Here is a 20,534-nt window from a genome sequence, read left to right as displayed (position 1 = left end):
GACTTACGGAGGAAGATATGATTATTAGAAGGTTTTTGCAAACTGATTCAAAAGAGGTGTCTGATTTAATTATCAAGACGCTTAGAGAAGTAAATATCAAAGATTATCCTAAAGAATATATTGAAAACGAAGTTCAAAGATTGCAACCGAACAAAATCCTGAAGCGAGCAGAATGGACTCATTTTTACGTTGCGTGCGATGAGAACAAGATCGTGGGCTGTGGAGCCATAGGCCCTTACTGGGATAAAGTGGATGAAAGCAGTTTATTTACCATCTTCGTTTTACCCGATTATCAGGGTCAAGGAATCGGAAGAAAGATAATTGAAACCTTGGAAAAAGACGAATACTTCCTGCGCGCGAACAGAATTGAAATACCCGCCTCTATCACCGCAACTCCATTTTATATAAAAATGGGATACACATACAAAAACGGAATCAGCGTACCGGATGAAGAAGGTCTTTTACGATTAGAAAAGCATAGATAAAAACAAATCCAGTTTTGTCGGGATATAACTCGCGTACAAATATCTATTCTTATCTTGATTTCCATTCGTTTTGTAAGTCTCACACATGAAATATAGAATATAACACCATATTTCTGCAGGTGAAAGCTATGGATTATCTTGAACAATACTACAACGACTACGACGAAGACGGGCGTCTTCTTTCCCGTCACGGACAGGTTGAATATCTGACTACTTTGAAGTACGTGCGCGAGTGCCTCGCCGGCGTTACCGATCCGGCGATACTCGAAGTCGGAGCCGGGACCGGAAGATACAGCGTAACTCTCGCAAAGCAGGGCTTCAACGTGACGGCTGTAGAACTTGTCGAGCGCAACCTCGACGTGTTGAAATCCAAACTTGACGGCACGGAACGCATCACCGCGATCCGCGGAAACGCGCTGGACCTCTCCGAGTTTGACGACGATTCGTTTGACCTGACCATGCTGCTCGGCCCGATGTATCACCTGTATACGAAAGAAGATAAACTGCGAGCGCTTTCAGAAGCCGTGCGCGTGACGAAGTCCGGCGGATACGTCCTCGTAGCTTATTGCATGAACGAGCCGACCGTCATTCAGTACGTTTTCGGCCTGAACAATCTGCGCGAAGTGACGGAGCTCAATATGCTGACTCCGGACTGGCACTGCATCAGCGAGCCGAAGGACGTTTTTGAACTTGTCCGCACAGAAGACATCGCCGCGCTCGACGCCGAAGCGCCGGTGAAACGAATCAAGCTTGTCGCCGCGGACGGAGCGACGAATTACAAACGGGAGTTGATAGACGCCATGGACGACGAGACGTTCGGAAAGTGGATGGATTATCACTTCGCCGTCTGCGAGCGTCAGGATCTTATCGGCGCTTCACATCACACTCTGGATATATTACGGAAAAACTGACAAAGAGTTCAAATTCCCCGCTCCGGCGGGGGATTTTTTCTTTTTTATCACTTTAACGCTTGACTTGCCAAAAAACAAAGAGTATAATCGGAAAATAGTTTACGCGCAAGCGCGTGAATATCAAAAACCAAAAATCTAAAAAGGAGGAAACAAAATGGACAATCAGCTTGCCCTAACCGCTCAACGTATCAAGGAGCTGCGTCGAATTATCGGTAAGACGCCGGAGGAAATGGCCATAATTACGGGCGTATCTGTTGAAGATTACGTCCGCTGCGAAAACGGAGAAAGCGATTTTTCATTCACTTTCCTCCACAAGTGCGCCAAAACGTTCGGAGTCGACATCGCCGACCTGCTGACCGGCGAAAACGCGAAGCTTTCCGCGTTCGCCATCGTCCGCAAGGGCGAGGGCTTCCCCATCGCGCGCCGCAAGGGGTTCAAGTATAACCACCTCGCCGCGAACTTCAAGAGCCGCCTTTCAGAGCCGTTCTGGGTGCGCGCGCCATACGACGCGGAAGCGCAGAATAAGCCAATCCCGCTGGCTTCGCATGCCGGCGAGGAGTTCGACTACATACTCAAGGGCAGCTTGAAGGTACAGATAGGCGACCACGTCGATTACCTCTATGAAGGCGACAGCGTATTCTACGACAGTCTGACTCCCCACGGAATGATCGCCGCGGGGGACGGCGACTGCGAATTCGTCGCAATCGTCATGGATCCCGCCGGACACGCGCAGGAATACAATGCGCACGAAGGCCTCACGGGCGAAGTCAGCCGCCGCAGCGTGGAAGCGCAGGACGACCAGATCTGGCGCGACTTCATCGACGTCACAGAGGACGAGAACGGCGCGCTGAAAGAAATAAACTTCAAGCACAAGGATAACTTCAACTTCGCGTTCGACGTCGTGGATGAGCTGGCGAAGCGCCATCCCGGCAAACGCGCCATGCTCCACCTCGACAGCGAAAAGCACGAGCGCACCTTCACCTTCAAGGAGATGTCCGAGCTTTCGTCGCAGGCGGCGAACTACCTCAGCTCCCTCGGCGTCAAAAAGGGCGACCGCGTTATGCTGGTGCTCAAGCGCAACTATCACTTCTGGTTCTGCATGCTCGCGCTGCACAAGATCGGCGCGATCGCCATACCCGCCACCCACCTGCTCGTCAAGAAGGATTACGAATACCGCTTCAAGACCGCGGGCGTTTCAGCCATAATCTGCTCCGCGGACTGCGACGGGCCGCATCAGGCCGACCTCGCGGCGGAGACCTGCCCCGAACTGAAGATCAAGGTCGTCGCCGACGGAGAATACCCCGGCTGGCATTTCCTCGACGGCGAGATGAAGGCGTTCCCGACGGTCTTCCCGCGCGAGAACAACGACTCGAAGGCGGAGGACATCATGCTGATGTTCTTCTCCTCCGGCACGACGGGCTATCCGAAGATCGCCGCCCACAAGTTCACCTATCCTCTCGCCCACTTCGTTACCGCGCACTACTGGCACAACGTCAACCCCGACGGTCTGCACTTCACGATTGCGGATACCGGCTGGGGGAAGGCGCTCTGGGGCAAGTTCTACGGCCAGTGGCTCTGCGAAGCCGGCGTTTTCACCTACGACTTCGAGAAGTTCAAGGCGGACGATATACTGCCGCTTTTCAAGCGGTATAACATCACCACCTTCTGTGCGCCTCCGACGATGTACCGCTTCTTTATAAAAGAAGATTTGAAGAAATACGACCTCTCCTCCCTGCAGTACGCGACCGTTGCCGGCGAAGCCCTCAACCCCGAGGTCTTCGACCGCTTCTACGACGCGACCGGGCTGAAGATAATGGAAGGCTTCGGGCAGACCGAGACGACGCTGACCGTAGCCAACCTCATCGGCATGGTGCCGAAGCCCGGCTCCATGGGCAAGCCCACTCCGCAGTACGACGTCGACATCGTCCTGCCGGACGGCAAGCCGACTAAGGTCGGCGAGATCGGCGAGATAGTTATCCGCACCGACAGGCGCGTTCCCGTCGGACTCTTCCGCGAATACTACCGCGACGCCGAGAAGACCGCGGAAGCGTGGCACGACGGCGTCTACCACACCGGCGACACCGCGTGGCGCGACGAGGACGGCTATTACTGGTACGTCGGACGCATCGACGATCTGATCAAGTCCTCCGGCTACCGCATCGGACCTTTTGAGATCGAGAGCGTCATCATGGAGCTCCCCTACGTGCTCGAATGCGCCGTCACCGCTGTTCCGGACGAGATCCGCGGCCAGGTCGTCAAGGCGACGATAGTGCTGACGAAGGGCACCGCCGGAAGCGACGAATTGAAGAAGGAAGTTCAGAACTACGTCAAGACGCACACCGCGCCGTATAAGTATCCGCGCATCGTCGAGTTCGTAGACGAGCTGCCGAAGACGATAAGCGGCAAGATCCGCAGAGTAGATATCAGGACCGAAGACGCAAAATAAAAGCGTATAACTTAATCAAAAGCCCTCCCGAAATTCGGGAGGGCTTTTGCTATGCGATAATTATTTCATTCTCCGAGGCTTGCCGCGTCCGCGAGCTTCGCGGCGACGCGGAGGATTTTGAGGGCGTCTGCGACGGTGATCTCGCCGTCGTTATCCGTGTCGCCGATCATAACATCCTCGTCGGTCTGCTGAGCGAGCTTCGCCGCGATGCGCAGCGCTTTCAGCGCGTCCGCGACCGTTATTTCGCCGTCCTTGTCCATATCGCCCTTCATGTATACCGACTGGTTCTCGGACGTGTCGACGACGATGAAGAACACGGAGGCTTTTTTATAGCCGTTCGTCACGGTCAGCGTGTACTCGCCGACCTTGTTGATCGCCGCGCCGTTATACGCTTCGCCGTTCAGCGTCGCTGAGCCGACGTTCCACGAGGGGGACGCGCTCTCGCCGTTTGCAAGGTCAAAGACCTGCCGTTCGGCGACGCCGGTTATAACGGGAATCGGCGTATTATCGGTAACCGTAAACGTCACGGTCGCTTCGGTGCCGTGGTTATTAACGACGAGCGTATGCTCGCCCGTTTCCGTGATAGGAGTTCCGGCGACGTAGTATTCGCCGTCGAGGAACGCCATGCCGCTGTCCCAGTTCGCGGACGGAGCTTCGGCGCCGGTTATGTTATACGCCGCACCGTCGGTAACGCCGGTGACCACGGGCATTGCGCCCGCTTCGGTGTACGCGGTCAGCTCGGTGAAGACGAACATTCCCTTCGCGCCCTTGCCGGAGAAGCCGATGGTGTTCAGCTTCGTCAGGTCAAGCGTCTCTTCGCCGGAAACGTATGTGAAATCGGAAAAAGGTATGTTGATATAGCCGCCGGAGGTCGTTATCGTCGGCAGCGAAGCGCTGAACAAGAAGCTTCCTTCAACGCCGGTGTGGCCGATGAATATCTTGCCGTTGTTTTGTTCCTTCGTCAGTCCTTTCGCCCAGATCGAGATGCCGTCGCTGTTGGAAAGGTCGGCTCCGAACGGGTTGCGGCCGGAAATCTCTCCCCCGCTCGTGGTGTTATACATAGTCCACGTCGTAGTGGAGCCGGCGCTGATGCAGAGCGACTGTCTGACGTTCGGCGTTATCGAAACGGACGAGGACGTGAGGCTCAGCGTGGCTCTCGTTGAGCTCATGGCCGCGACGTCTTCGGAGGTCCAGCCGTCAAAGCCGTTGAGAACGACTTCGCCTCCCGGAAGCTTGACGAGATGGTTCGCGGCGTTGTTTATCAGCGCGACGCCCGCGGCAATCTCCGAGGCGTCAGCCTTGTGACCGCGGAGCAGCGCGTTCGCGCTCTCCATCGCTTCGCGCAGCGCCGCCACGCTCTCGTGGGTATATTCGGAATAGTCGATATCGGACGCGGCGTTTATCGCGTTATAAAGAGGCGTCTTATCCGCCATCCCCGGCAGCGTCCAGAAGAAAACGCTGTCGTTATTCTGTATCGGCACCGCCATTACCGATGTCCCGTCGCCGGAGATCGCAACGTCAGCGATGCTGTTCCCCTTCTTCGTTCCGGCGGTCACATTGAGAACGTAAAGCAGTCCGCCGCAGTCGCTGTAAACGCGGACGGTGCCGTCAAGAGAGGAAACTACGATGCGGTTGCCGTCGCGGGAGAACTTCGCGGCGGTGGTTTGCTGAGTGAAGCCGTCGAGCAGCTGGATGAGACGTCCGCTGCCGAGGTCGAAAAGCCTTGCGTTATTGTCGGTCGAAGTCGCGACAAGGCGGCTGCCGTCAGGCGATATTTCTATCGATGAGACGGACGCGCCGTCCGGGTTATCGAGAGTCATCACAACGCCGCGCGTTTCAGCGTCGAACACCTTTATATTACCCGCCTCGTCCGAAGCGGCAAAACGATCGCTGCTCGGAATGAAAGCAAGGCTGCGGACAACCGCCTCCATTTCGCATTCGCCTTCTATCGCAAGAGTATCCGCGTCGACGACGTAAATCTTTCCGGAGGAAGTTCCGGCAGCGATATACTTTCCGTCATCGGAAACGGCTATGCTTCTTACGTCGGAGCCGATATACACCTTGCCGCGCTGGGAGCCCGACGACGTTCCGAAGGCGTATAAATACTTGTTATCTGACGCGCCACCGGCCTGGTTGTCGTTTCTGCCGCCTGCGTAGATAGTGCTTTCATCGGCGGAAAACGCCAGTGACTCGAAGTAAAGCCCGTTCACGGTCGCACGGGATTTGCTTGACAAATCCGAATTCTTATAAATGACAAGTCCGCTCATCCTCGAACCCGCGGCAATGAATCTGCCGCTCGGAGAGTATTTGAGCGCGGAGAAGACCGTACTGTCGTTTACGTCCGCACTCTGCTTTTCGCCGGTGCGGGCGTTGAACCGGTTCACGTCGCCGTAGCGGTTGGTGACGACGAAGAAGTTGCCGTCCGGCGAAGCCGCTACGTTCACATCGTCGATTATGCCTGCGTATATTTTCTGCCCTTCTATCGGCGCGGAATCAGCGGTCTCCGTGGAAGCGGACATATCACCCGAGCGCTTGGATACGCGCACATAGTCAATGATAAACTCCGATTCGTCCGCGGTATCAGGGTAAATCTCATCGTTCCCGGGGCCTCTGATCGAGGTGTTGAGAGTAATATAATGCGGCAGATCGCCGTAGCCCCAGCGTTCGCTGTCGGAGGTCAGATTCAGGGATACATACTGCATACCGTCAAAGTAGATACGCATCTGGTCGTGTTCCCATTCAACGGCGTAGGTGTGGTAATCGTCGCCGAGGCTGACGTTGTTTTTGTTATAGAATTCGACGCCCTTGACGAACTCCCTGCTGCCGTCCGCGTAGTCCGAGAGCCAGTGGAAGGTCCCGTACAGCTTGGAATCCTCTTTGCCGCCGCCGACAAGCTCCATAACGTCGATTTCACCGTTCTGCGGCCAGTTGGAAGGAGGAGCGCCCTGAAGCCAGAACGCAGGCCAGATCCACGCGCCCACTGCCAGCTTCGCGCGCATTTCAAACCTTCCGAAGGACGTGTAATAATGCCCTTCGGTGGTCAGATACGCGCCGGTCGTCGGGTAGCCGAGGTAGTTTTCGCGCTTAGTGCGTATGATAAGGTCGCCGTCACTGACGCAGACGTTGTTTTCGTTGTCGCGGAAATAGACCGGCTCGGTGTCGCCGCGGTTTTTAGCATCGTATACGGTCCACTTGCTGCGGTCGATGGAGTCGCCGTCGAACTCGTCGTTCCAAACCTGATTCCATTCGCCGCGGACGCATTCATAGACGTCCCAAACCTGCTGCACGCCGGACGCTTTCAGGTTTCCGCCGCTGTAATTCATATAATACGCGCTCGCAGACGAAACGGAAATCTTGAAACCGTTTGACGATCTTGCTACTCTCCATTCCTGCGCGGTATCGCTGAGGTTCAGTACGGACGTGTCGATTGTGTAGCTGAGAACATAATAGCTGGCGCTGAGCGCGAGCGAACTGTCTTTGTTGATGATCCTGAACGTGCCGTCATTGTGGCGGTAGATCTGCCACTCCTGCCGCGGATCCTCTTTTCTCGCTTCCATCGTTACGGAAAGACCGGACTGTTTGTTGACTATGCGGTTTTCATACCCGGTCGCGGTCATCGTCTCGGTATCCGTTACGCGCTCCGAAAGCGTAAGCGCGAGACCTGTGTTGCTGTCGACGATTTTATAGTAGTTGCCGGAGATTATCGAAGCGGCTTTGACCTCCCGGTACTCCGGCCTTTCGGTGGCAAGTATGTTTTCGGTAAAGCAGTGGAGATCCGAAACGAGGCCGATGAAGCCGGGCTTTACTCCCTCGAACGCGAACGCAACGTAATTTAGGTTCGCAAGGTCGACTCCGGTCCCTATCGCATCGTAATCGGAATAGAAGAACTCCCAGTCGACGGCAACGTAACCGTTTTTGGCCGGGATGCCGACGGCGGTATAGGTCTTCCTTCCGTCGGCGCTCCTGACTCCGACGGAGACGCTGACGCTCTCGACGAGAGAAAGATCGTTGAAGCTTGTACGGAAACGCAGACCGGCGGTGTCGGTAATGTCACCGGTGAAAACCGAAGCGCCGTCTATCGCGGCGTCGGAGGCAGCGTTGGAGAAATACGCGACGTCCTTCCCCGCCGTAACGACCTTGACGGCAGCGCGGCGGTCGGCATCCTCACCGAAGAAGACCGCGCATCCGGAGGTGTCTGTAAAGGAGGAAACAGTCGCGGCATCCCATGCGGCGATACCTGCGATCTCCCGTCTTTCCGGCGCTTCCACGGCGACAAATCCGTCTATCGCGGCGGAGAGCAGCGACGTCGCGGAGACAATGTCGGAATTCAAAGCGTTGCCTTGTGAAATCACAGCCTCGGCAGTATCATAAGCGGCTTTGAGCTGCCTGCGCGAAGCGTGAGTGCCGTCGCTGTAAATCAGGGCGCCGGCAGTCGCGTACAGCGCCTCAAGCTCTTCGGTGCTGACGGCCGCGGCCGGTATTACCGCCGCGGGAATGAGCAAAGCGAGACACAAAACAGTTGAAATGATTCTTTTCACAGTTTTCATCAGTATTCCTCCGAGATAATTACGATCAGCGCATAAAACAGCGCACAATACCACATTTTCGTATATATATTATCAGAAACTAATGTTATTTTCTTGTCGCATTGTGACATTATTACTGATCGGTGATATTTCCGCCTGATATATGTCGGAAAAGAGCGGAATAACGGTAAAAATGCTCCGTTTTTCTTCCGTCAAACAGCTGAGGAAAACGTTTGTAGGCGTTTTGTACAAAAAAATTAAAGTTTTTTCAAAAAAACTATTGACAATTCGGAAATGACCTGCTATTATATAAGCGTAAAGAACAGACGGACTCCCGGAAGGGATATTTCGTCGGAAAGTTAAGGGGGCGATTCCCATGTACACCTCAAATACCGCCACGTCGGCGGCGCGTTGTGCGGACGGCGCTCTCGTTGAAACCGTCTGACGCGAAATGACGGCGGTCACTCCCCTTGCGGATACCGCGGTGCCCCGTTAGGGCAATAAAGCAAAGACGCACTGTCGACGTACAAGACCAAAATAAGCGAAAAGGAGAAATCACCAAGGAGACCTGAGTTACTCACATTTACCGCTTGTCCCGCAGGTTGCGGATATGAGAAAGGTTCTTAATTGTGATTGTACCTAACAACGCACGGGGCTGCTGAAAGGCAGCCCCTTTTATTTACCTTTTTGAAGTGAATCAAAAACGGACGGACGCACCGCGCCCGTCCGTTTTTTGTTATCCCGCTTCGTTCAGCGAGTGAGTGAAAACCTGACGATAACTTCTCCGCCGCCCAGCACGGCTTTCAGCTCGCTCTGCGAAAGGCCGCTTACTCTGCCGAGGCGCGTGAAGGTCCAGGAGTTGACGTCATAGTATATCGTGATCTGATTGCCGAGGTAAAGAATGACGTCGCCGGGCGCAGTGGTTATCGCTTCGTCGTTTCTCGGAAGCGTCGCGCCGAGCGGACCGACCTTCTCAAAGCCGCCGTAATCGTGCATTTCTACGGTTACGTCGCCCTGCGAAAGCAGGTCGGCGAAGGCTTCCGCCGACGAGTTATTCGCAAGCTCTATCTCCAAGACGTTTTCACCTATGTGCGCGTATATCACGGCGTCATCCCTTCAAAACTCGACGTATTCGACGCTCACGGCAGTAACGGACGGCGCGGCGTCGATTTCGTCGGAAACGGTCAGTTCGCCTTCGCACAGGAGCGAGATCAATTGCGCGTAGTCTTCCTGCCCGAAGGTCTGATTCCACTGAGTTGTCTCATACGGCAGCTGGACAAAGTTGTTCTCCGGATTCTGCGGGTCGTTGACTCCGAGAATGAAGTGCCGGCCGGCGCAGTCGGCCCACTTCCCTTCCTCTATCGTTTCAAGGCTGTTGAAAACCGACGGATAAACGCCCTTTACCGCGGACGTCAGGACGAGTCCTTCGTCAAACATCTCGGACTGATCCGAGTCGACGCCGATCAGCTTGCCGCCCTTTTCCTGCGCGGCTTCGGCGACGGAGAGGCAGATGCCTCCTCCGCATGCGAATACCGCCTGCACGCCGCCGTCGTACCATGCGCACATCTTTTCCGTCAGCTCTTCCGACGGAGCGAAGGAATTCGCATAGGCAAACTTCACGTTCGCCGTTATGCTCAGTTCCCGCGAAGCGGCATCCGCTCCCTGCAGGAATCCGTAACCGTAGCGCATAACGGCGGGAATGGGCATTCCGCCGATGAAACCGAGATTATTGTATCCGAGTTTAACCGCCGCATAGCCGGCAAGGAATCCGGCGACCTCCTCGCGATAGGTCAGGCAGAGAACGTTACCGTAGTCAAAGCCGTTCTCCCCCGCCGCTTCGAGCAGCTCGTCGCGCGAAACGTCGATCAAGATGAACTTCGCGTCCGGATACTGCGGCGCTTTTTCCGCAACGAGATCGGTCATCATAAAGCCGAGCACAACGAAGACGTCGCACCCTTCGGCCGAAGCGTCGTCGATCAGGCGGCCGTTATCGAAATCGTCGCCGAGCGGATAATACGTGGAGCAATAAATATGATTCTTTGCGCCGAAATCGTCGATCGCTTTATACGCCGCGCCGGTGAAAGCGTCCCATTCGTCGACGGGAGCGTCGCATATCAGCGCTATACCGCGTATGCCGTGCCCCTGAGGAACGATACCGAGCGCGATACGAAGCAGCGTGAGCGCATCGGCCACGTCCACCTCTCCGTCGCCGTTGGCGTCGCAGTCAGCGTCGACCGTCATAAGGCGCGCCGCGACTCTGAGACAGATCAGGACGTCGGAAACGGTTATTTCTCCGTCGCCGTCGAGATCGCCGGGCATTCCGCCCTCGCGCACACGGAAACTGACTGTAACGGTTTTATCGAGGTTGATAACCTTCAGGAAATAGTCGCCGGGTTCGTCGACGGTCACTTCGTATCCGACGTCGCGGCCGTTCAGTTCTCCCCTGCCGGCGCTCCACGTGATTCTGACGGGCGGATCGTATTCTCCGCCTTCTTCAACGCCGAAGACGACGGGGATTTCGCCCTCATCCTGATACGCGGTCAGATCGTAGTAGTATACGCCGGTAGTGGACTTGCCCGCACCGGTAAAGCCTATGATCTCAAGTCTTGAAAGATCAAGCTGCCCGTCGCCGCTGACGCGCTCGAACTGATCGAACGGGGCGACGACTTCCATCTTGGCGGTATCTATCGCGCCGACGTTGAACTTGTAGATCGTATCGCCGTCCTCGCCGGTATAACCGATGAGAATATCGCTGTCGTTTACCGCTTTCGTGGAGTATGTTTTGAATCTGAGTCCGCTGTAGTCGCGCATATCGGCTACAAACGGATTCTTTATGACCTCGTCCCCGGTCTTATTATTGAACTCCCACTTTGTACGCGTGGAGTAAACGCAGAGCGAATTGTGAGTAACTCCTTCATCCGACGTATCGCGCATCGTAGCACGACAGGTCGTTACAGTCATAAGAGACGTATCGGAGGTCTGCCACGGCTTGAAACCGAAGATCTCATTGTCCTTCAGCGCGAGGGCGCAGCGTACGGTTACGGCAGCGGCGGTAACGTCGGCCTGATCGGCGGTGTAAATACGGGTAAGCTTCTTGTATTTATTGCGTATGCCTTCGAGCACGCCCCATGCGCGGGCGGAGTAATCTGCGGGGTTGGCGACCGCCGCGTCGCAAAGCGCCGCTTCGAGCTCAGAAGTATCGAGGCTACCGGTACCGAGATCCCAGCAAAGCGTATTGGCTTTGTTATGATAAGTTATGCCGTATATCTTTGTTCCGCCGGCGGCGAAAACGGCGTTGTGGATAGCGTAGGTGCCCTCCTGTCTGCCGTTGAGAGTGCGGAGATATTCGCCGTTTGCGGTATACAGTCTGCCGTAGCCCTCCAGGCTCATGAGCAGAAGCATATTCCCGTCGGGAGACCAATGCGCGGTCGGGACCGCCTGACCGAAACCGCCCATTACGGAAATCAGCTTGCCGGTCGCGGCGTCAAACAGTCTGCCGCCGTCAGCGCTGCCGCTGACAAGCAGCTTGCTGCCGTCCGGAGAGAATTCGCAGGTGCGGATCGAGGCTCTGCTGACATTCGCGGCTTCATACTTCATCGATTTTGCATCGACGTCGTATACAAATATTTTACCGCCCTCGTCGGTAGTCGCGAGCAGCAGACCGTCCGGAGACCAGTCAAGACCTCTGGCGCAGCGGACATGATCGGTAAAGACCGCGTATTCCGTGAGCGCGCCGCCGTTGATACTGTATACGATTATCTTTCCGTTTGCGCAGGCGGCGGCGAGCTTCGCGCCGTCCGGCGAAACCTTAAGAGTCCTTATGTTGGTTCCGGTAAACGGGCCTTCCGTAACGGCGCCGGTCGCCGTATCCATTATATAAACATATTGCGAAACGTCTTTGCTCGGGATCGAGCTGTCCGCCTCTCCGCTGATCCTGCCTCCGGCGAATAGCTTGCTGCCGTCTTTGCTGAAATCAACAGCCTCGACGTATACGTGCGGGAAAGAACCGGTAGCTTTCCTCGTCAGCGCGGGGCTGTCAAGAATAACCACCTTATCCCCGCGCGACGCTACGGCGATCTTGGAGCCGTCGTCGGAATAGAGTATCTTGGAGATCTCGTTGTATCCGCAGGAATTGCTTTTGATGAGCGAGTTATCCGACGTGTCGGTAAGGTAAACCGTGCCTCTGTCGGAAGACGCGACGTATCTGCCGTCGGGAGAAGCGTCGAGAGCGCACATCCAGCCGCTGCCCGTCACAACCTTCGACGAATTGAGCACTTCGTCGTCATAAGCGGTAACGTCGGAAACTTCGCCGGCGCGCTTGTAAACACGGACGTAATCGACGTACATAAACGTTTCGTCCGCCATATCGCTGTATATCTGATTGTTGCCCGGCCCCTTGGTGGAAACGTTGACGATCAGATAGTGAGGATTGTCGCCGAAACCCCAGCGGAGCTCGTCCGTCTTCAGCAGCATCGACATATACATCATGCCGTCGACGTAGGTGCGCGCCTGCGTTTCATCCCATTCTACCGTGAATGTGTGGTAATCATCAGCGTAGGGCTCTTTGTTCTCGTTATATATCGTAGTTCCCTTCGCAACGTGCTGCATATAATCGTTGCTCGTATCGTTGCCGTTAAGGTTGCCCTGATACGCGAACCAGTGGTTAGTGCCGTATATCGCGTACGGATCGCTGGCGTTATCGCTTATATCGAACTCCATCATATCGAGCTCGCCGTTATACGGCCAGTTGCCGTACTGCCCCATCGACCAGAAAGCCGGCCATGAACGCTTGCCGTCCGTAAGCTTGGCACGCATCTCGATCTTGCCGTAGGTAACGCCGTAGATACCCTGCGTATCCATATAACCGGAGGTAGCGTGATAGTTGCCGTAATCCTCTTTTACGGTTCTGATAACGAGCTCGCCGTTCTTGACGTAGATATTGTTGGGGTCGTCGCGGAATGTCGCGGGCTCGCTGTCGCCTCTCACCTTACCGTTCGCGACGTTCCACTTCGTGCGGTCTATCGAGTTTCCGTCGAATTCGTCGCCCCAGACCTCTACCCATTCGTCCGATATGCACTTGATAACGTCCCATTCGTAAGCGGAGCTGACGAGCGCGGGCTTTCCGGAGCTTACGCCGAGATACTTGCTGCCGCTCTTGAAAACAAACCTGCCGTTGCTCTCGGTCACGCTCCACTTCTGATATGAGTTGTCGAGATCCTCGTGCCGTTCAAGCGTAAGACTGCCGTTTTCGATAATGCCGAGAGTCCTGCCGCGTGTCATACACGCGGACGTACCCTGGTTGATAAGCTTGTAATCGCCGCTGCGCAGCATCTTGTAAATCTGCCACTGCTGCGTAACGTCGCAGCTGTTGCTGTCGCTGAGCGAGAAGGACTGATCAGATGAAGTCCAGTCCAGTCTGGTGCTGGAAGCCTGCGATTTGAAGACGGTTTCCGTAAGCTCCGGACCCCAGGCGACGACCTTGCCGGTCGCGGGATCGGATATCTTGTAAACGTGGTCGTTGTCTATTTCATCAAACGCGGCGACAGGATCCTCCGCATATACGCGGTCGTCGGTTTCGATCGTCTCCTTGAAAGCGTGGACGTCGGAAATATAAACGCTCGCACCCGCTTCACCGTTGATGGCAAAGCCAATGAGGTTCATCGCGCCGGAAAGGTCTATCTTCGCATCGGGAGTCGTTACTTCGGGATAGAAGATTTCCCACGGAACGTAGACGTAGCCCTCTTTCGTCACGGGGATATCGTAGACCGAAAGCATTTCTTCCGATTCCGCGGTCATTTTACCGACGTAAAGTTCGATGCTCCCGACCGCGCCGTAGTTATCCGAAGCCAGCCACATTGCAAGGCCGTCGGAAAAATACATCTCGACTCCGAACGGCGAATAAGCGCCGTCTTCGCCGGGCCGGTTGATGAACATAACGTAACTGTCCCACGCCGTCAGCTTCAGCGACTGCGACGCGCCGGCCGGCTTGACGTCGGTGACGATTTGCGAAGCAATACCGAAATGTCCCATTCTTTCGATCTGCTCGCCCGTCCACTTATCGACGCCGTTGAGGTCGATTCTGTCGGATATTTCCATCGGCACGAAACCTTCGATCGCCGCGGAAAGGCGGCTGTAGGCGTCGTCTATCTCCGCCTGCGCCGCGGAATCATCCAGCACAACGGAATCCGCGGCAAGGATCTTACCGTAGAGATACTTTCTCGTCTGCTCGCTTCCGCCGGAGAAATAAAGCTCGCGAGCCTCGATAAGTTTCTGTTCGAGTTCGGCTTTCGTCGTCGAAGCCGACGCAGTTATCGTGAACGATCCCGCAAAAACGCCGGCGATCATACACAACAGTATCAGTGCTGACAATAATTTCTTCATAATTGACCTCCCGTGTGACAGTTATTCAGAATCAAAACCGGCGCGCGTCCTTTTCGGGCGCACGCCGGAACAGCCCTTAGTTGAAGCTGACGGTACCGTTATCGAAATTGACTTTGCCCTGTTTTATGACGTCTTCGTTTATCTTGAACACCCACTCTTTTGTTCCGCTGTTGCCGGTAAACGTGACCTGGATACCGTTCTTAACGCGGTCCGAGCTGCAGTTGACGTCCACAAGGCGCAGTACGGACTCCTTCTCGCCGGACTTTTCCTTGACGGTGTAGATGTCGACATTGAAGCTTGAGTAATCCTTGTATATCTCGGGCACTTCAAAGGTATACTTGACTTCCTTTACGGCAAGCGTGCCGTCCGAAATCGTCAGATCGACCTTGTCGCCCTGATTGAGCGTACCCTTGTCGGGGCTCTGCGCAATGACCGTGCCCGCGGCTTTTTCGGAGGCAGCGGTAGTTACAACGCCCTTATCGAGTCCGGCGTCCTTCAGCTTCTTCTCCGCTTCCGATTCGGTAAGTCCGACGACGTTTACGACGTCAACGGGACTTACCGCCGGGCCCGTGCTGACGTAAACGGTTATCTCTTCGCCGACCTTGACAGGCGTCCCCTTCTTCGGATCGGTTCCGATGACAAGACCTTCCGCCACGTCGTCGTCCGATTTTTTCTCTTCGACGCAGGTCAGGTTCGCTTTCTGTATCTCCGCCTTTGCGGCCTGATACGAAAGCTGCGCGACGTCCGGTACCTCGACCTTCTGAACGCCCTTGCTGACGGTAAGATAGATGCGGTAACCGTCCGTGTTGACCTCCGTGCCGTCCTTCGGCTGCTGGGAGATTATCTGCCCCTCTTCGTATTCGTCGCTCCAGACCTTATTCTGCTCTATGAATACGAACTTGTTGGTATACTGCGTATCGTTGACCACGTCGCTGTAATACTTTCCTTTGAAATCCGGTATTACGACGGCGCTGTCACCTCCGCGAGAGGCGATCATAATGACGAGGATCACGGCCGCAATAACGAGAACTGCGGTTATTGCGATCAGTATAGGCACAAAAGACGGCGTCTTTGAGCTTTTTTTATCGGTATCCGGCTTAATCTTCCCGAAATAACGCGTCTTTGCGGCCTCCTCGGTCAGGTCGTAATCAAACACGACGTCGGGATCGTTTTTCACGGCCTGGATATCCTTTATCATATCCGCCGCGGACGCAAATCTCTTATCCGGCGACTTCTGCATCGCCTTCATTATGATCTGGTCGATGCCGATCGGGATGGTGTCGTTGATCATCCTGGGGTTGTCCGGCTGCTTTTGGACGTGCTGCAGCGCGATCGAGACCGGCGTATCGCCGTCAAACGGGTACTTCCCCGTCGTGAGCACGTAGAATATCGCGCCGAGAGAATAGATATCCGCCTTGAAATCAGTCTCATTGCCGGACGCCTGCTCCGGGCTGATATAATGGACCGAACCGAGCGCCATCTCGCTCATGGTCTTTGTGTCAACGGACGCCATACGCGCTATACCGAAGTCCGTCACCTTTACGGTGCCGTCCTCGAGCAACATTATATTCTGCGGCTTCAGGTCGCGGTGGACGACTCCCCTTTCATGCGCGTGCTGTATGCCCTTGAGCGTCTGTTCCATAATGGCGATGGCGTCGTGCAGCGGGAGGACCTTTTTGACGTCAATATACTGCTGGAGCGTTATGCCGTTGATATACTCCATCACGATATACTGAGGCCCGTCACCCGAACCGACGTCGTATATGCTGACGATATTCGGATGCGAGAACATGGCTATAGCTCTGGACTCGTTCTTGAAGCGGCGGCGGAACTCCTCGTCCTCCGCGAACTCATCCTTCAGTATCTTAACGGCCACGTTTCTCTCCGCGAAGCGGTCGTACGCCTTGTATACGATAGCCATACCGCCTACGCCGATGACCTCACGGATCTCGTATCTGTTGTCTAATCTTACTCCGAGGTATTTGTCCATTTAGCAACCCTCCATTGAATCACTGCTTATCACGACTGCGGTGGCGTTGTCGGTTCCGCCGCGCTCAACGGCGAGATCGATTATACCTTTGACCGCTTCATCCGGCGGCTTTTCCATGAAGCCGGCAAGCTCCGTGCCGTCCACCAGATTTGTGACTCCGTCGGTGCAAAGCAATATGGAATAGTTTTTAGGCAGGTAGTATTCGGTGTAGTCCGCGTCAAGCAGCGGCGCAACGCCGAGCGCCCGGGTTATAAGATTTTTATTTGGATATGTCTGCGCCTGATCCGGCGTAAGATCGCCGCTTTCAAGCAGTTCCTGCACGACCGAGTGGTCGCGGGTGATTTGTTCAAGCTCCGTGCCGTTAAAAAGATACGCCCTTGAATCGCCGGCGTGCGCAAGATAGAGCGTTCCGTCACGGACGACAGCCGCAACTATCGTGGTGCCCATACCTTCGAGGGAGTCTACCTCCTTCGATTTTTCAAAAACCGCTATGTTCGCGGCGTCGACAGCGGAAAGAAGCACATACTTCAGATCCGAATTCTTTCCCGCGACGGAGATACGCTTGGCGACTATATCCGCGGCGATGTCCGACGCAACGGCTCCGCCGTTTGCGCCGCCCATACCGTCGCATACAACGGCGTAAGCGAAATTGTCCCTTTCGCCCATTACGAACGCGTCCTGATTCTCTTTGCGGACAAGCCCTATATCACTTGCTCCGTATACCCGCATGGCATATCACTCCTTTCGAGCGCCGGTGCGCTTTTCTTCATCTTCGTAACGCAGCCTGAGCTGTCCGCAGGCGGCGTCTATATCCGTTCCGAGCTCGCGTCTGACAGTCGCGCTGATATGCTCGCGCCCGAGCACGTTTAGAAACGCGTTTATCCGCGCCGGAGACGGCCTCTTCCATTCGCACTCCTCAGACGGATTCAACGGTATGAGGTTGACGTGGACCATCATCCCGCGCAGTCTTGAAGCGAGCTCTCTCGCATTTTCATCGGAATCGTTCAGGTCTTTTATTAGTGTGTATTCGATCGCGACGCGGCGTTTCGTGTAGTCCGCGTATTCTTTCACTTCCGCAAGCAGGCCGCTCATATCATACTTCACGGCAACAGGCATTATCTGACGACGGATCTCGTCGTTCGGCGCGTGAAGAGACAGCGAGAGCGTCAGCCCGAGCCGCATTTCCCGAAGCTGCTTTATGCGCTCGACCAGCCCGCACGTCGAAAGCGATATACCCCTTATACTTAACCCGAGGCATCGCTCGTCGGTCGCCATCGCTATAAACTTGATCACGTTATCGAAGTTATCCAGCGGCTCGCCCGTGCCCATCATTACTATATTTGATATTTTAACACACAATTCTCTCTCTGTAAAGATTATTTGGTCAAGCATTTCCGAAACAGAAAGGTTCCGCTTCAATCCGCGCTTGGTGGACGCGCAGAAGCGGCAGCCCATACGGCATCCCGCCTGAGTGGAAATACAGACTGTGCAGCCGTGCTTATACTTCATCAACACGGTTTCGACGGCGTTGCCGTCCGCAAGTCCGTAAAGCAGCTTCGCTGTTTCACCGTCGGACGAGATCTGTGAGCGGATGATTTCCGGAGCGGATATGAAGAATCGCTCCGCGAGCCTTTCGCGCAGCTTTGCGGACAGATTCGTCATCTCCGCGAAGGAAGCGACTCTGTCTTTGTAAAGCCAGCGGAAAATCTGCTCCGTCCGGTAGCTTTCGCAGCCCTCGGCGGCAAGCGCCGCGGAAAGCTCGTCAAATGTCAAAGATTTGATATCCGTCATATTTTTACCATTCTCGCAACGAAAAATCCGTCCGTACCGTTCAGGTCGGGGCGAAGCGTGACGCGCCAATCCTCTCTCCCGTCGGGAGTTGCAAACGGCAACGGCGCAAAGCCGCCGTTTTCCGCCATGAACGCCTCGACTACCGCTTCGTTCTCCGCACGCAACAGCGTGCAGGTGGAATAGACGAGCGTGCCGCCTTTGCGGACGCAGCGGGCGGAGTTTTCGAGTATCGCGGTCTGTATCTTCGGCAGCGCCGCGACGTCCATGGCGCGTTTGCGGCGGATCTCCGGTTTCTTGCGTATAACGCCGAGCCCCGAGCACGGCACGTCGCAGAGCACTCTGTCCGCTTCCGGCAGGGCGCCCTTCGATGCGTCGCGGACGGCGGCGGTAAGTATGCTTATCCCGAGGCGTTCAGCGCCTTCGCGAATAAGTCCGACCTTCTTTTCGCTTATGTCAAACGAGCGAAGCTCGCCTTCGTTTTTCATCATCTCGGCGATCGTGAAGCTCTTGCCTCCCGGCGCGGCGCAAACGTCGTAAACGCGCTCGCCCGGCCGCGCGCCGAGCACTTCGCAGCAGAACGCGGACGCCGCGTCCTGAACGTGAAACAATCCGCCGCGGTAGGCGGCGAGTCCGTCGACGCTTCCGGTTCCGGAAACGGTAAGCATATCGGGAACGAGCGGGTGTTTTTCCGTCTTCACGCCTTCCGCTTCAAGCAAAGGCGCGAGGCGCTCGGCGTCGGTTTTCAGCGTGTTTGCTCTGATCGTCAGCGGAGGTCTGCCCTCCGACGCGGCGAGTATCGCTTCAGCGGCGGCGAAGCCGTATTCCTTTATCCATTCCTCCGCTATCCAGTTCTCTACGGAATAGCGAAGCGAAAGGTATCCGACCGGATCGGCTTTCGCGTCCGGCAGAACGCCTTCGCCGCGGTGGCGGTCGATATTCCGCAGCACGGCGTTGACAAATCCGCCGGCATGGAAATCTACCGATTTCGCGAGCTCTACACCCTCGTTTATCGCCGAATACGCCGGTATCTTGTCACAGAAGAGTATCTGATACGCGGAAAGCCGCAGTATAACGGAGATTTCCGGACGGAGCTTACCCTTCCGCGCCAGCTCGCGCTTTATATACGCGTCGAGCAGCGACTCGCGCTCGAGCGTTCCGTACACGATATTGGCGGCAAGCGCCGCGTCCTGCTCCGAAAGCTCAGCAGCCTTTATCTCGGCGTCGAGCGCACGGGGCGAGAACGCGCCCCCCACGGAAACTGCTTTCAGCACCTTATAGGCGCAGACGCGTGCATCGGTCATCAGTCGCTTCTCCTGCCGAATATCATCAGCAAACGGATAATGTTCATAAGCGTTACGAAAAACGCCGCGACGTAGGTCATTGCGGCCGCGGTCAGCACCTTTCTGGCACCGACGGCTTCGGCTTCCGCAAGGACGTTATGCGAACGGATCGCGGACATCGCTCTGCGCGAAGCGTCAAACTCCACCGGCAGAGTGATAAGCTGCACGAACAACCCGGCAAACAGTATGATGAACGCGGTCTTGAAAAGTATCATACTCGCGTTTTCGTTGGAAACGATGACCGAGATTATAAGCAGCGGTACGGGCAGCCACGAAACAAACTGCGTTATCGGGATGACGAAGTTACGTATCCGCAGCGGGAAATACCCGATATTGTGCTGAACGGCATGCCCCGCTTCGTGCGCGGCGATGCCCACGGCGGTCACCGAGTTCTTGTCAAAAACGTCCGCCGACAGGCGTATCGCCTTCGACTTCGGATCGTAGTGGTCGCCGTCGCTGCTCTGCAGGCGTTCGATACGAACGTCGAGGATGCCGTTCGCGGAAAGGATCATCTCCGCCATTTCTCTGCCGGTTATTCCTCTCGCGGTGCGCACCTGCCCGTATTTGCTGATAGCCGACTTGACGACTATCTGCGTTATGAGCATGAATATCAGCGCCGGAACAACAAGAATGAAATACCAACTGTCAATATACCAACCCATAT

At 55.5% G+C, this 20,534-nt stretch carries 11 protein-coding genes; 3 read left to right on the top strand and 8 right to left on the bottom strand.

The window, feature by feature from the left end; genetic code table 11:
- Positions 1 to 17: 17 nt before the first annotated feature.
- The 3 genes from J5441_06025 to J5441_06015 all read left to right on the top strand — a co-directional run bounded on the left by J5441_06025 (position 18) and on the right by J5441_06015 (position 3,842).
- On the top strand, positions 18 to 485 hold the full coding sequence (locus J5441_06025; protein MBO4934706.1) for a GNAT family N-acetyltransferase: 468 nt from the start codon (positions 18 to 20) through the stop codon (positions 483 to 485).
- 128 nt (positions 486 to 613) lie between these two features.
- Entirely contained in the window at positions 614 to 1,396 is a 783-nt protein-coding gene (locus tag J5441_06020; protein MBO4934705.1) for a methyltransferase domain-containing protein, read from the top strand.
- Between the two features lie 229 nt (positions 1,397 to 1,625).
- Positions 1,626 to 3,842, top strand: a complete 2,217-nt coding sequence (locus tag J5441_06015; protein ID MBO4934704.1) for an AMP-binding protein — start codon at positions 1,626 to 1,628, stop codon at positions 3,840 to 3,842.
- Between the two features lie 65 nt (positions 3,843 to 3,907).
- Here the strand turns inward: J5441_06015 and J5441_06010 are convergent, their stop codons facing one another.
- The 8 genes from J5441_06010 to J5441_05975 all read right to left on the bottom strand — a co-directional run bounded on the left by J5441_06010 (position 3,908) and on the right by J5441_05975 (position 20,532).
- The gene (locus J5441_06010; protein MBO4934703.1) at positions 3,908 to 8,389 is read right to left on the bottom strand and encodes a family 16 glycosylhydrolase; all 4,482 of its coding nucleotides are present in this window, start codon (positions 8,387 to 8,389) and stop codon (positions 3,908 to 3,910) included.
- Between the two features lie 729 nt (positions 8,390 to 9,118).
- A complete protein-coding gene (locus J5441_06005; protein MBO4934702.1) occupies positions 9,119 to 9,469 on the bottom strand; it encodes a hypothetical protein in 351 nt (116 codons plus the stop codon).
- 15 nt (positions 9,470 to 9,484) lie between these two features.
- On the bottom strand, positions 9,485 to 14,749 hold the full coding sequence (locus J5441_06000) for a BMP family ABC transporter substrate-binding protein (protein MBO4934701.1): 5,265 nt from the start codon (positions 14,747 to 14,749) through the stop codon (positions 9,485 to 9,487).
- 76 nt (positions 14,750 to 14,825) lie between these two features.
- The gene (pknB, locus tag J5441_05995; protein MBO4934700.1) at positions 14,826 to 16,739 is read right to left on the bottom strand and encodes a Stk1 family PASTA domain-containing Ser/Thr kinase; all 1,914 of its coding nucleotides are present in this window, start codon (positions 16,737 to 16,739) and stop codon (positions 14,826 to 14,828) included.
- Entirely contained in the window at positions 16,740 to 17,468 is a 729-nt protein-coding gene (locus J5441_05990; protein ID MBO4934699.1) for a Stp1/IreP family PP2C-type Ser/Thr phosphatase, read from the bottom strand.
- A 6-nt stretch (positions 17,469 to 17,474) separates the two neighbouring features.
- Entirely contained in the window at positions 17,475 to 18,530 is a 1,056-nt protein-coding gene (gene rlmN / locus J5441_05985) for a 23S rRNA (adenine(2503)-C(2))-methyltransferase RlmN (GenBank protein ID MBO4934698.1), read from the bottom strand.
- Positions 18,527 to 19,831 carry a 16S rRNA (cytosine(967)-C(5))-methyltransferase RsmB gene (gene rsmB / locus J5441_05980; protein ID MBO4934697.1) on the bottom strand — a complete coding sequence of 435 codons (1,305 nt, stop codon included), beginning with the start codon at positions 19,829 to 19,831 and terminating at the stop codon, positions 18,527 to 18,529. The genes rlmN and rsmB overlap by 4 nt, the downstream gene beginning before the upstream one ends.
- A complete protein-coding gene (locus tag J5441_05975; GenBank protein ID MBO4934696.1) occupies positions 19,831 to 20,532 on the bottom strand; it encodes a zinc metallopeptidase in 702 nt (233 codons plus the stop codon). The genes rsmB and J5441_05975 overlap by 1 nt, the downstream gene beginning before the upstream one ends.
- Positions 20,533 to 20,534 lie beyond the last annotated feature (2 nt).

The organism is Clostridia bacterium (assembly GCA_017620395.1).
Taxonomy (GTDB): Bacteria; Bacillota; Clostridia; order Oscillospirales; family RGIG8002; genus RGIG8002.
The sequence above is the reverse complement of the archived record's forward strand: the minus strand, read 5'-3'. Positions and strand labels throughout refer to the sequence as shown.